Annotated in this window: 12 protein-coding genes and 1 pseudogene; 4 read left to right on the forward strand and 9 right to left on the reverse strand. The window is 63.2% G+C overall.

Annotated features, from left to right (window positions below; all coding sequences use genetic code 11):
• Positions 1–3: 3 nt before the first annotated feature.
• The 7 genes from MVA47_RS17185 to MVA47_RS17215 all read right to left on the reverse strand — a co-directional run bounded on the left by MVA47_RS17185 (position 4) and on the right by MVA47_RS17215 (position 6,809).
• Positions 4–867, reverse strand: a complete 864-nt coding sequence (locus MVA47_RS17185; protein WP_247208849.1) for a metallophosphoesterase — start codon at positions 865–867, stop codon at positions 4–6.
• Positions 864–2,225 (reverse strand): ABC transporter substrate-binding protein, encoded by a 1,362-nt coding sequence (locus MVA47_RS17190; RefSeq protein WP_247208851.1) that lies wholly within the window; start codon positions 2,223–2,225, stop codon positions 864–866. The genes MVA47_RS17185 and MVA47_RS17190 overlap by 4 nt, the downstream gene beginning before the upstream one ends.
• 10 nt (positions 2,226–2,235) lie before the next feature.
• Positions 2,236–3,402: an ABC transporter ATP-binding protein gene (locus MVA47_RS17195; protein ID WP_247208853.1), complete on the reverse strand. Its 1,167-nt coding sequence runs from the start codon at positions 3,400–3,402 to the stop codon at positions 2,236–2,238.
• The gene (locus MVA47_RS17200) at positions 3,399–4,310 is read right to left on the reverse strand and encodes an alpha/beta fold hydrolase (protein WP_247208854.1); all 912 of its coding nucleotides are present in this window, start codon (positions 4,308–4,310) and stop codon (positions 3,399–3,401) included. The genes MVA47_RS17195 and MVA47_RS17200 overlap by 4 nt, the downstream gene beginning before the upstream one ends.
• Positions 4,307–4,840 carry a YiiD C-terminal domain-containing protein gene (locus MVA47_RS17205; protein ID WP_247208856.1) on the reverse strand — a complete coding sequence of 178 codons (534 nt, stop codon included), beginning with the start codon at positions 4,838–4,840 and terminating at the stop codon, positions 4,307–4,309. Before MVA47_RS17205 ends, MVA47_RS17200 begins: the two co-directional genes overlap by 4 nt.
• Positions 4,841–4,863: 23 nt before the next feature.
• On the reverse strand, positions 4,864–6,045 hold the full coding sequence (locus tag MVA47_RS17210) for an acyl-CoA dehydrogenase family protein (protein WP_247208858.1): 1,182 nt from the start codon (positions 6,043–6,045) through the stop codon (positions 4,864–4,866).
• A gap of 377 nt (positions 6,046–6,422) precedes the next feature.
• On the reverse strand, positions 6,423–6,809 hold the full coding sequence (locus MVA47_RS17215; protein ID WP_023959116.1) for a VOC family protein: 387 nt from the start codon (positions 6,807–6,809) through the stop codon (positions 6,423–6,425).
• 167 nt (positions 6,810–6,976) lie between these two features.
• On the opposite strand from MVA47_RS17215, the gene MVA47_RS17220 reads away from it, so the two are divergent.
• The 3 genes and pseudogenes from MVA47_RS17220 to MVA47_RS17230 all read left to right on the forward strand — a co-directional run.
• On the forward strand, positions 6,977–7,699 hold the full coding sequence (locus tag MVA47_RS17220) for a DUF6319 family protein (RefSeq protein WP_247208859.1): 723 nt from the start codon (positions 6,977–6,979) through the stop codon (positions 7,697–7,699).
• A 601-nt stretch (positions 7,700–8,300) separates the two neighbouring features.
• Complete coding sequence (locus MVA47_RS17225; protein ID WP_247208861.1) at positions 8,301–9,719, forward strand: aminotransferase class V-fold PLP-dependent enzyme; 1,419 nt, start codon at positions 8,301–8,303, stop codon at positions 9,717–9,719.
• 75 nt (positions 9,720–9,794) lie between these two features.
• Positions 9,795–10,029: pseudogene (locus MVA47_RS17230) on the forward strand (cation acetate symporter); the annotation flags it as partial.
• A gap of 343 nt (positions 10,030–10,372) precedes the next feature.
• Here MVA47_RS17230 and MVA47_RS17235 read toward each other — a convergent pair.
• The gene (locus MVA47_RS17235; protein ID WP_247208863.1) at positions 10,373–10,759 is read right to left on the reverse strand and encodes a hypothetical protein; all 387 of its coding nucleotides are present in this window, start codon (positions 10,757–10,759) and stop codon (positions 10,373–10,375) included.
• A complete protein-coding gene (locus MVA47_RS17240; protein WP_247208865.1) occupies positions 10,759–11,388 on the reverse strand; it encodes a nucleotidyltransferase domain-containing protein in 630 nt (209 codons plus the stop codon). Before MVA47_RS17240 ends, MVA47_RS17235 begins: the two co-directional genes overlap by 1 nt.
• A gap of 418 nt (positions 11,389–11,806) precedes the next feature.
• On the opposite strand from MVA47_RS17240, the gene MVA47_RS17245 reads away from it, so the two are divergent.
• The gene (locus MVA47_RS17245; protein ID WP_247208866.1) at positions 11,807–12,364 is read left to right on the forward strand and encodes a hypothetical protein; all 558 of its coding nucleotides are present in this window, start codon (positions 11,807–11,809) and stop codon (positions 12,362–12,364) included.
• Positions 12,365–12,395 lie beyond the last annotated feature (31 nt).

Here is a 12,395-nt window from a genome sequence, read left to right on the forward strand (position 1 = left end):
GGATCAGTTCGCGTTCGGGGTGAGCGACCACAGTCGTTCGAGGGCCACCGACTGCGGTTCGCTGTACACATCCTCCACGCCGACGACGTCGACGGACGTGGCAACCGCAGATTCACCGAACAGGTCGATTCGGCTGAACCCGAAACCGACACCCGCCCGGTGCCTTCCCTGCGGCGGTACCGGATCGGTGCGGTACGACAGCGGCGGCCCGATCCAGACCGGGATGCCCGATATCGCCGAGGCACCGGTGTAGTGCGCATGGCCGCAGAGGATCATCCGCACATCCGAGCCGGCGATGACCGACTCGAGCGCGCTCGGATCCGTCAGCCGAAGGAAGTCGACCGTGGCGACCGGCGACCGAACCGGCGGATGGTGCATCACCAGCAGCGTTCCGCGCGGGGCCCTGTCCTCCAATACCTTTGCCAGCCAGTCCAGCTGGACATCCTCGAGACTGCCGTCATGACGCCCCGGCGTGGTGCTGTCGAGTATCACAATGCGCAGTCCACCGATGTGATGGACCGCATCGAACGGCGCGCCGAGGTCGGTCGACCCATTGCGACTCAAGTCCAGGCCGATGCGGAACCCGGCGCGGTCATCGTGATTTCCCATCGCGTAACACAGCGTGGCGCCGAGCCTCGCCGCAGTGGGCTCCAACATCGTCCGCAGCGTTCGGTAAGCCTCGGGAGACCCTGCGTCGGCGAGATCGCCGGACACGATGATCGCGTCCACCGACCCTTCCCACGCGTCTAGGTGGTTGAGAACCTTACGCAGATTCCGTGTTGTGTCCATCATCCCGTGCATCAGATCGCCGCCGCCGCTCAAATGCGTGTCGGTGAGCTGGATGACGGTGTGGTCGGGCCCGGTCATGACACCGGCAGAAGCGTGTTCGCCTGCTCCTGCGCGGCCGTCAAGGCGGTCGCCGGATCGGCACCCTGGAACACCGCGGACTCCACGGCAGACATCACGCCGTCCCGAATCTGCAGGTATTCATTGCCGGGCATCGAGATCCACGGTTCCATCGACTTCAGCTGCTCCAGGTTCGGCTCGAGGAGCGGGTTCTGGGCCGCCCACTCCTGCAACCCGGCCGGGTCGTCCATCAAACCTGTGCGCAGCGGGAGATAGCCGATGCCACTGGAGATCTTGACGTAGGCCTGTTCGCTGGTGAGGAACTTGATCAGCTCCCACGAAGCACGCTGTTTGGCGGGGTCCTGCGAGAAGATGAACAGCGACGCACCGGAGTTGGTCGGCACGACGGGCTTGTCGCCGAAGCTCGGCATCGTCGTGGATCGCAGGTCCCATTTGTCTTTGGCACCCTTGACAAACTGATCCTGAATGGCGCTTGTCTCCAGTAGCATTCCCATCTCGCCGCGAGCAAATGCTTCATAACCCTGCTTTTGTGTCAGCTTGGGAGTGGCTCCCGAGTTGACCATCTGCTGTGCCATGCTGACCACCTCGACCGCAGCCGGATCGGCAAATGTCAGCGCGTCCCGGTTCTCGGAGATCACCCGGCCACCGTTCGAGCGCACGAGACTCTGGAAGCACCAATCCTTTGCGGCCTTGGTCAGGCAGTCGATGTAGGCACCGCCCTTGCCCGTCTTGTCAGCAATGGTCTTGGCAGCGACCGCAACTTCGTCCCAGGTACGCGGCGGGTTGTTCGGGTCCAGGCCGGCTTGCTGGAAAAGTGTTGCGTTGTAGTAGAACACCGGCGTCGAGAAGACGAACGGAACGCCGTACGTCTGGCCGTCCCAGTCGCTCAAGGTTCGGGCAGTCGGAGCGAACGGATGCGTGGTGCCCTCGAAGTTCTTGTCCACTGCCTCTTCGCCGACCAATTGATCCAGCGACTTTGCCTGGAGTTGATTCACCGTGAAGTCGAGATCGGAGAATCCCAGCTGTGCAACGTCAGGGGGATTGCCGGCGGTCATCTGATTGCGGATGCTGGAAATGGTGTCAGTGGCCGGATTGGGGCTGTTTCCAGCCGGCTTCTGCGGGGTGACGGTGATGTTCGGATGCTCTTTGGAGAAGTCTGCGAGCAAGCTGTTGAACGTGTCCGTCCACGCACCCGCCAGTCCGTAGTTGTAGCTCTCGAAGACGATCGAGACCTTCTGGTCGTCCGCCAATTCGGGAATGGCTGAGGTTTCTGTTTCGTCCGACGTACTCGACAAACAGCCGGTGAGCGTCAACAGTGACGCGATCAACGGCACGGCGATCTTGAGTCTGGCCTTCACGGCAGTGCTCCTACGTAAAAGAGAGTTGAGGATGGACGGGTCGTGCCGCCGGGTGCTGCCACTGCAGCCTCCGGCCGTTTTCGGGATCGAAGAGATGAAGATCAGAGCTGTCCGCGACAAGAGTGATCTCTGATCCGATGGTGAGGTCGCGAACACCGCCGATCCGAGACACCCGGGCGCACAGCGCGACCGAGTTGACCGAGCAGTGCAGCAGGACGTCCCCACCGAGATTTTCGGTGAGCGTCACCACGGCAGGAAGTCGCACCACGTTGCTGGCCGGGTCCTGGACGCGCCCCTCGAAGCGGTCGTCCAGTCGGAGACGCTCGGGCCGGACACCGAGGGTCAAGCGAGCGGTGTTCACCTCTGCCTGCGTGGCCTCGATGCCGAGGGGCACAACCGATTTTCCGACGTGAGCAACCAGTCGACCGGCTTGGGCCACGATGTCGACGTCTATGAGGTTCATCGGTGGGGCGCCGAGGAAAGCTGCGACAAACACCGACTGGGGGGTGTCGTACAGCTCCTCGGGAGTACCGACCTGCTCGACACGCCCCTTGTTCAGCAGCGCAATTCGGTCAGCCATCGTCATCGCCTCGACCTGGTCATGGGTGACGTACAGGAAGGTCTTGTTGACGCGCTTGTGCAGTTCGATGAGCTCGGTACGGGTGACCGCACGCAGTCGGGCGTCCAGATTCGACAGTGGTTCATCCATCAGGAACGCGCCCGGATCGCGAACCATGGCCCGTGCCAATGCGACACGCTGTCGCTGACCGCCCGACAACTGTCCCGGTCGCCGGTCGAGTAGTTCCGTCAGGCCCAGCGAAGCGGCCACGCGGTCGACCGTTTGTTTTGCCTCTTGCTTGGCCACTTTTGCGGTACGCAGGGGGAAAGCGATGTTCTTTGCCACCGTCAGATGTGGGTACAGCGCGTAACTCTGGAACACCATCGCCAGATTGCGTTCTCGGGGTGGTACTTCTGTGACATCGGTGCCATCGATCACCACGCTTCCCTCGGTCGGTGTCTCCAGACCGGCGATGATGCGCAGCAGAGTCGATTTGCCGCATCCGCTCGGTCCCAGGAGCACCATGAACTCGCCGCTCGGTACGGTCAGATCAATCGACTCGAGTACCGTCGTCCCGTCGAATCGCTTGGTCACCCCATCGAGGAACAGTTCGCTCATTCGACGGGCCCGGGTGTGGCGAGCTCGCCGGTCTCGATCCACTGTCGCACCACGGGCGCCAGCAGTCGCGAATCGGCCAGCCAATCGACGTGACCGCGATGGGTGATCGAAGAGTCGCCTTCGATGTGCCAGCGAGTTACTTTGGCAGAAGACAGCTTCCGCACCAGGAAGTCGACGTTCGATTTCGGCCCGAGGGTGTCGTCGTCCAGCGAGATGGCCAGCACCGGGAGGTCGAGCTTGCTGATGAGCTCGTCGTAGTTCAGCTTGGTGCCCTTCGGCCTGTAACGGGCGGTCAACGAATGCCGCGACCAGTCGATCATCACTCCGCCGGCCATCGGACCAGGTATCAGGATCCCGCCCGGCCAGGATCCCTTGACTCGAGCCAGCAGCCCGATCCACTGGATGGTCGACAGCGCCTCGATCCAGCGTCGAGGCCCGAATGCGCGCCAGAAGACGGTGCCGGTCCCGATGATCGTGACAGAGGCGACCGGGCCCTGCGTGCCTTGTGCAGCGGTTCGCAGCAGAGCCAGCTGGCCACCGAGGCTGTGTCCGAAGAGGTGTATCCGGGTCGCCTCGAATCGCTGACAAACAGCGTCGATGATCGCGGGGAGATCTTCTTCGAGCATCTCTCGGTAACCGAAGTCGGGACAGTCCGCGAGTGCCGGCCGCGCTTCACCTTGCGCACGGAGATCACAGGTGGCAACCTGCACGCCAGATTTGTTGAGTGCTTTGATCAAGGGCGCATAGTGCTTGGCCTTCATCGCCATCGCGGGGATGATCAGGACAACGGGTGCCTGCGCGTCGGTCGTGGGCCAGACACGCAGGGTGATCGTGATGCCCGGTACCGGCTCGACGACGATCGACTCCTGCTGTTTGAACGCGTCCGGACGCCCGGTTGTCTGCGTCATCGGACGACCTCTCCGTGCACCACATCGCACACGTACTCGAACGTGAACTTCGCAACGGTGACGTCGTCGGCGTTCAAGACCACCGCTTTGGCCGAGATGTCGTGACGGCCGGTGCTGACCGACGACGTGATGACCCTGAGTTCGCGCTCGTCGACCGTCGCGACGGTTCGCAGGACACCCATCGCAGGCTTGCGGTACGACGCCGTGGCGGACTTGAGCACGAGACGTTCGATTGTGTTCAGCTTGGTCGCGGCGGCGCCGACAAATGCGGCCGCGCCTGCGATATCCGCCGCCGTGTAGATCGCGCCCGCATGCACGGTACCCATGTGGTTCATACCCGATGCCTCGCCGCTAATTTCGACTATGGCGTGTTCTGGGGTCAGTACGGTGATCGTGGTGCCCACATGCTTGCCGAAGGGCACGATCTCGTCAGAGCGTGATCGGAGCGCTTCGAAGTCGGGATCGGCGTAGTCGATGTCGCCGAAAGCCGCGCCGAAGCTGCCGACAGGAACTGTGGTGCTGGTTGACATTATTCTCCTGGAGTCGATGTTGGTCAGTTGGGTAGCCGGCGTAGTGCACGCCGGGCAATCGACCAGCGCAGCACCTCCGTCGGTCCCTCGTAGATCCGAAATGCCCTGGCCTCCACCAGGAACCTGGCAACCAGGTGGTCCTCACAGACGCCGAGCCCGCCGTGCAGCTGGACAGCACGATCGAGGATGCGCCACACCGCCTCTGCCACAAATGCTTTGGCCACCGACGCGGCATGACGAGCATCAGAGGCAGCGGGCCCTTGAGCATCGATCACTTCCGCCGCCCGCCGGATCAGCCCCTGGCTCGCCGCAATGTCGATTTCGGTGTCCGCGATCATTGCCTGTGCAAAGCCGCTCTCCGCAATCGGTGATCCGAATGAGGTCCTCTTGGTCACATGCCGGCAGGCCAGGTGATGAGCCCGGATCGCGACGCCCAGCCAATTGACGCAGAAGATGACACGGGAGGGAGCAAGACGGGCCTGCGCGTAGACCATCGCGCTACCCACCTCACCGAGGCGCGCGTCGTCACCGACCTCGCAGTCGGCGAAACGAACAATGCAGTGTCCGCCGGGTACACATCGGTCGAGCGTGGTCATCCGTTCCACGACCTCGACACCGGGGTTGTCGGCATCGACGATGAACATCGTGGCGCCGTGCGCAGTGTCGGCAATACAGATGAAAAACGCCGCGCCATCTGCTCCGGTGGTGAAGTGCTTGTCTCCGTTGATGATCCATCCGGTCGACGTCTGTAGCGCAGAAGTCATGAGCATCGACGGATCCGAGCCGGCGCCGGGCGCAGGTTCTGTCATCGCAATTGACGATCGAACCGTGCCGGACGCCAGGGGAGCGAGGTACCGCTCCTTCTGCTCCGGTGTTCCGGCGTGCTCCAAGAGATGGATGTTGCCGTCGTCCGGTGCCGAGCAGTTCACCGAGATCGGACCGAGGAGGCTGGTGCCCGCCACCTCCATCACGTCGATCACTTCCGTCAAACTCAGATCCAACCCACCATGTTCACGCGAGGACAGCGGACCGAAAACTCCTGCAGCTCGCGCTTTTTCCTGAAGGTCGAGACGCATGTCGTCGGTTACCCGCAGGTTGTTGCGGATGACGTCGATCTCGACCGGGATCACTTCGTCCGTGATGAACGTCTGCATCCGCGCCTTCAGAGACGCTGGTGCCTGTGGTGGCGTCGTGGTGGCGGTCATCGAAGCACTCCGTCCTTCGGAACGGGCCAGAACTATCAGGACCCGCTCGTGGCTGCCTCGTACCGAGGCGGTCTGGAGTCAGTTTCTCCGAGCAGACGAGCCGGAGCGATGGCGATAGGGAGCGTCGATTGCGCGAGTGAGACGTACCGGCCGCGAGTACACCGGCCCGGCACGTGCCGCGCTAGAGAAGCGGTGAGGGCGTGCCTCACGTTCAGCTCAAGGAACGGCAGTGTCTACCGACGTGCCGGCGCATGGTCGGCGATCAGCCGGCCGGCCGCCGGCATCGGTGGACGTTCCGCGGGCTCGTCTGCCCGCGAGCGAAAACCCTGGCTATCTGCTGCTTCGAGGAGCAGTGACTTCGAGTCTGGAGGTCTGAGTCACGCAGGCTGGAACAGCTCGACCAGATTGCCTGAGGGGTCAGAGACGAGAATTTGCTGACCTCCCGGGCCGCTCACGATGTCACTGCGAAATGGGACGTCGGCAGCTCGAAGTCGGTCGATTTCCGCGGCCAAATCTTCGACGATCAGATGGATCCGGTTCCAACCGCCCGCGGTAGGCACTGCACCGTCCGGCTGGGTGCGTGCGCCGGAACTCGTCGGCCCGGAGAGCAACAGACGCAGGGGACCTCGAACCACATCGGCGAATGCGGGAGCTGCGCTGTAACGCAGAGTGAAGCCGAAGTGTTCGGTATAGAAGGCGATCGCAGCATCCACGTCAGTGACGATGTATCGCACATTTGCGAGACTCGGATCAATAGATGTCATCACAACGCCTCTCCGGTAGAACGGGTCTTTCGCCATCGGGATTTTAGCGGACAAGCACCGTCGATTTGCCGGCCCATCGGTCATGTCGCCTGACGGCCGCCGGTCGATGACCTGATTGGGACTCCGCTCGGCTGCCATGGTCGCATTATTCGCACACATGTGCGAATATGGTCACGATGAACGCGCGCGGAAAGACCGGACTGAGTACCGAGGACCTGGCATCGCTGACCACGGCACTTACCGCCGGCAAGCGGGTCACCGTCTACCTCCGTGATCCGATGCCATCGCTTGATCTGCCCGCGGGAGCATCAGCGCGTGTGATATCCGTCGACGGGTCGACGGTGACAGTGCGGCCGAAAGGTGTCGACGACCAATTGCCGTTCGAGGCCGATGAACTGCTGAAGACCCGGACGGCAGCAACACCGACACCAGCGCGCCAGCGGCCGGTCAAGGCGACGCCCGCATCACCCAGACCATCAGGCGCGTCGACCGCACCGAAACCCATTGCATCGCAGGCAAAGACGACATCCGAACCTGCGAAACCAACATCGGCGCAACCGAACCCTGCGCCGCCAAAACCGGTGCGACGCCCTAAACCTTCCAGCGCAGTAAGTGTCACCATCACGTCGGCTGGCGACACCGCGTGGACGGTGTCGTTGTCGCACGGAACCAAGAAGCAGGGCAAGGCCACCGAGGTCACCTCAGACCGGGTGGCGCGAGCGATGCAGGTGCTCGGTGACGACGCCGCAATCCAAGCCGTCAATGCAGTGATCGAGTCGGCACGGACGGCGGCCCAGAAAAGGATTGACGAGTTGAGCCAGGAGCTCGAAGCAGCAAAAGCCATGCTTGCACATCTTGAGGTTCAGGCGGAGGGCTCTGACTACGAGTAGCCTCGCGCCCGCCGCGCCCTAGTGTTTCGTCACGTGTGACGAAACGAGTGGAGCGGGCGCCTGCCTAGATGTGCCGCAGGGCCGTGCCACCTAGGCGAGAACCCAGGCATGTCGTCACACACAGCCTTGGGCGACCGTAGACGCAGGACTTTGGGCAGTACGCGCGGCCAACCCAAAGCTCGGCCACACGAATTCAGCACGCCGCCGCGGTTCGCATCGAGCCCGCGCTGTAAACCGTGAGCGGTAGTTCGAGGCGAAGCCAGGCCACAGGCGCGCCGTTAAGGGTGCGCAAGGTTTCATGCGTGCAGCGAAGCGAACTCGTCATATCGGTACACGCAGCGAACGAGGAGAAACTGGTCACCACCAGTCTCAACTTCCCTCACGCCGACGCCGATAAGAAACATTATGTCAAGTAAACTGGACATGCCGCAGGTAGGGACACATCGCGGACTGCGGCGGCGTCTGGCAGGCTTGACCCATTGCCAATTCTGGGTTGGCTTGACGGCCACTGGAGTCGCTTCGATAAGTGAATCCGCTGCCAGGTCGGCATCGGTGAGGTCGACGCTCGCACGACACGAACTCGAGAGCGAGGATGGTTTCAATGGATCAGCATTCCGCCCCGGTTGGAACCGACGACGTGTACGCGGCTCTGCCAAGGGCGTTGGAACTGGCGACCGAATACCTGCAGGGAATGCCACACCGGCCGGTCGATGCGAGTACGAGCTATGACGAGGTCGTCGACGCACTGAGCGGGCCGTTGCCCGACCAAGGTACGAATGCGGTCACGGTAGTCGAGCGATTGGCCGCCACTCTCGGTCCGGCAACCATTGCGTGCGCCGGCCCTCGCTACTTCGGCCTCGTCGTCGGAGGAACGCTACCCGCGGCCCTGGCTGCCGACTGGCTGGTATCGACCTGGGACCAGACCGCGTACAGCCGGATGTCGTCGCCGGCCGGCGCTGCGATCGATGCCGTCACCGAGCGCTGGGTTCTCGACGGTCTTGGGTTGCCCACGCGCGCGGCGGTCGGGTTCGTCACCGGAGCCACGGCGGGAAACGTCGTCGGGTTGCTTTCCGCACGGCACGTTCTCTTGGCGCGGCAAGGTTGGGACGTTGAGGCCGATGGGCTCGCCCAGGCGCCCCGTGTTCGCGTACTCGTGGGCGACGAGGTCCATCCCTCCGTACTGCAGGCGTTGCAGATGATCGGTCTTGGATCGCGCCGCGTCGAGCGCGTGGCGGTCGACGCACAAGGAGCGATGAGAGCCGACGCGCTCGCCGACGCGCTCGCCGCCGACTCCGACCCCGCCATCGTGTGCGCGCAGGTCGGCAACGTGAACTCCGGAGCGTGCGACCCAATGTCAGAGATCGTCGCGGCGACCCACAAGCACGGCGGCTGGGTTCACGTCGACGGCGCATTCGGACTTTGGGCTAGCGCATCGCCGCGACTGTCGGCACTCGTTCGAGGTGTCGAGTTGGCCGATTCGTGGTCGACCGACGCACACAAGTGGCTCAACGTCCCCTACGACTGCGGCCTGGCCATTGTCGCCGACCCCCAAGCTGCTCGCTCCGCACTAGGTGCCAACACCAGCTATCTGCCCACGAGTAGCGAGCGCGAGCCCGGCGTCCTGGTGCCCGAGATGTCCCGGCGTGCACGCGCGGTACCTGTCTACGCAGCGCTCGCCTCGCTAGGCAGGCTGGGGTTGCGACAACTGATCGAACGCTGCTGCGAGCATGCCCGCCGCCTGGCCGAGACGATGCAAGCCACCGACGGCTTCTCCGTATGCAACGACGTGGTGCTCAACCAGGTCCTGATCCGCGCTGACGACAGCGACGAGCGCACTTGGCGTGTGGCAGAACTCGTGCGCCGCAGCGGAGAGGCGTGGGTCGCGGGAACCGAATGGCACGGTCGAGCGGCGATACGCGTGTCCTTCTCCAATTGGACGACAGCGGATAACGACCTCGACCGTCTCGCTGAAGCGCTGCGGCAATCGCTGGCGGCGGCGCGCAAAACTCAACAGGCGTAAGGCCAAGGCTGCGGCTCAGCGGCGCCGCCAGCAGGGGACGGCATTCCTGGACGTTTGCGCAGAGAAGCGCCAAGTCTGAACTTGATCGTGCTTTCTCCGGCGGTCTCGGGTTCGTCGTCGTCGATGTTCTCCGGGTGCGGATTTCGCGTGGCTCCCGCTGTCGAGTCCCGGTCTCGTGTCGATCCCCCTGGCCTTTGTCCTGGGCGTCGTCGGCACGTTCGTCGGCCGAGGCAACCCAGAGGACCCGTGTACGCAGGCCGAGATAGAGGTCCGGTCACTCACCGTTGTCGGCGTCGAGACGGCCGTGACGCAAAGAACGCGCCGACGCGCAACAGAATCGCGAAACAATCTTCGCCGCGGCGGATCGCCATTTTGCATCGGCTCGTCGAGTCCGAGAGATTATTTCTGGGCGTAGTGGTCGAAAGTTGCCGGTAGACAACCGATTACACTGGCATTGACTATGGGCCGGTGGGCAGGTTCAGTACCCCACGACGCGTTTGGAGTTGGAGTGTGCGGCAACCGACGCCCGCAGCGCCTACGGGCTCTCCGAGATCGGTGGGAATGCAGCGCTCAGCGCTCAGGGCTAGTCCGGGATGAGGTCGGACGCCTTCACGCCCAGATGCGGGTTGAACTGGTGGCCGGGGGTCCGCGAACTATCCGCGGGCGGCCAGTGCACGCTTGGCCGCCTCGACCAAGTGCTCGGCCGCGCGGTTCATCTTCTTCAACTCCACAGCGGTCAGGTGCTGGTGCGTGTAGGCAGCCTTGTTCTTCAAGTTGAGCAGGACGTTCAGGTGACGCTCAGATCCGCCGTCCGCCCGCTTGAGCATGGCGACGGCCTCGCTGTGACTACCGGTGTTGGAGTGCACGCCGAGGCGTATGCAACAGATGACGTCCGAAGCGGCGATTCCGGCGTCCACGTAGAGGTCCCCGGCAGCGTTGGGCATCTCCTCGCCGAGGCGTTCCGCAGCGGCGAAGAACTCGTTCGCTTTGGACATACGCCCCGCGGTGACCACGGAGTCACAGTTCCGCTGTCCCGCCATCAGGACCTCCTCGCCGAGCGCAGTTGGGTATTGAGCCAGGCCCGTGTGCCCGCGACAGTCAGTCCCTGCTTCGACACGTCGTCGAGCAGGGGTTCACCGGCGATGGCCGCGGCGCGGAACTCATCCTCGGCGTACTCGACGATGCGGCTGTCGTTTCCAGTCCACGCGGTGACCAGCCGGGCGAGTTCGGTCAGCCTCTGCTCCCACCTCTCATCGTCGGAGTCGGTCCCGCGCACCAGGAACAGGTCGATGTCGCTGTCGAGCTTCATGCGCCCGGTCGCGGCCGACCCGAACACCGCGGCGTAGCGCAGCGCGGTCCCCCACTCGTCCAGGTGCTGTTCGAGGCGTCTTAGGAACGTGGAGTGCAGCCGCGACAGTCGAATGATCGGCTCGGCCGCAAGGTGGTCGGTGTTGAGGCGGTATGTGTGGGTCCGACCCACCTCGTCGTGCAGCACCACGCCCTGAGCGGTGAGCCGGTTGAGGACCTTGCGGATACCTTCCCCCGACGCGGTGTTCAGGATGCGCTGGACCTGGCTGATCGTGAACGTGACCTCCGCGCTCGCCAGGACCGCGAGCACGTCGCCATCCAACGTCGGCGTTACCGTGGCGAACGGCTTGCTGAGCTGCATGGTCAACCCCCTTCTCTAACTAAAGTTAGAGTATCACCACTATAGTTGGAGAAGGGTGATTCCGGCGGAACGGCTTGTCATAGTCCGGGATGAGGTTGTACCCACGCGAGCACAAGTCGCAGAACGCATCGCCGCAGGCCTGGCGACTCAACAAATCGCCGAGGACTTGATGGTCTCCCCTACACCGTCGGTACACCACGGGCTTTCGTCTTTTCTAACGAAACACGTTGCAGGACAACGGGTGGATTCGAGACCTGAACTATATGTCAAGTAAGCATGACTATGCGCTGATTGGGCCGTGCCCGCCCACCGACATCAGCAAAAGCGTGAAGACTTTTCTCGCCAGGTGACGCCATGATGGGCAACGCTCTGCGATACTCGCCACGTGGGGGCGGCGAAAGGCGTTGGAGACCATGCAGTGGGGATCCTCCGGACAGCGGGAGTTGAACTCGGTCCGGGTCTCACCGACACCGAGTTCAACGAGATCGCGGCACACTACGGAGTCGATTTCAACCCTGACCATCGTAGTTTGCTTGCGACGGCGTTGCCGCTCGGTGACCGCTGGCCCAATTGGCGAGACGGTGACGACAGATGTCTGCGCTTACTTCTCGACCAGGCCGTCAGTGGACTGATTTATGACGCCCTGCACCAGGATCCGCCGTTCTGGGGCGCCTCGTGGGGCCCCAGACCGACGACCGCCGCCGATGTTGCCGCCGTGGTGCGGCGAGAGTTCGCGAAATGGCCGCGCCTCATACCTATCTACGCCCATCGCATGACACCTGCAGCTCCCTCACCTTCCGGGTCGCCGGTGTTCTCTGTATGGCAAACAGACATCATCTACTACGGAGCCAATCTGCTTGAGTACCTCGACAACGAGATGACCGGCGGCGGTCGTCGGCACCTCTCCCCCAGAACAGTCCGCATTCCCCACTGGACCGACTTCGTTGAATCTGGCAACAACCCAGACGTGATCTAAAAGCCCGTCAACAGTGAGGCGGTGTGTTCGC

The organism is Williamsia sp. DF01-3 (assembly GCF_023051145.1).
Taxonomy (GTDB): Bacteria; Actinomycetota; Actinomycetes; order Mycobacteriales; family Mycobacteriaceae; genus Williamsia.

Bases quoted from the DNA above. Each gene is read 5' to 3' on its own strand.
- MVA47_RS17185 (WP_247208849.1), bottom strand. From the start codon at position 867: ATGACCGGGCCCGACCACACCGTCATCCAGCTCACCGACACGCATTTG.
- MVA47_RS17195 (WP_247208853.1), bottom strand. From the start codon at position 3,402: ATGAGCGAACTGTTCCTCGATGGGGTGACCAAGCGATTCGACGGGACG.
- MVA47_RS17200 (WP_247208854.1), bottom strand. From the start codon at position 4,310: ATGACGCAGACAACCGGGCGTCCGGACGCGTTCAAACAGCAGGAGTCG.
- MVA47_RS17205 (WP_247208856.1), bottom strand. From the start codon at position 4,840: ATGTCAACCAGCACCACAGTTCCTGTCGGCAGCTTCGGCGCGGCTTTC.
- MVA47_RS17210 (WP_247208858.1), bottom strand. From the start codon at position 6,045: ATGACCGCCACCACGACGCCACCACAGGCACCAGCGTCTCTGAAGGCG.
- MVA47_RS17215 (WP_023959116.1), bottom strand. From the start codon at position 6,809: ATGACATCTATTGATCCGAGTCTCGCAAATGTGCGATACATCGTCACT.
- MVA47_RS17220 (WP_247208859.1), top strand. From the start codon at position 6,977: ATGGTCACGATGAACGCGCGCGGAAAGACCGGACTGAGTACCGAGGAC.
- MVA47_RS17225 (WP_247208861.1), top strand. From the start codon at position 8,301: ATGGATCAGCATTCCGCCCCGGTTGGAACCGACGACGTGTACGCGGCT.
- MVA47_RS17235 (WP_247208863.1), bottom strand. From the start codon at position 10,759: ATGGCGGGACAGCGGAACTGTGACTCCGTGGTCACCGCGGGGCGTATG.
- MVA47_RS17240 (WP_247208865.1), bottom strand. From the start codon at position 11,388: ATGCAGCTCAGCAAGCCGTTCGCCACGGTAACGCCGACGTTGGATGGC.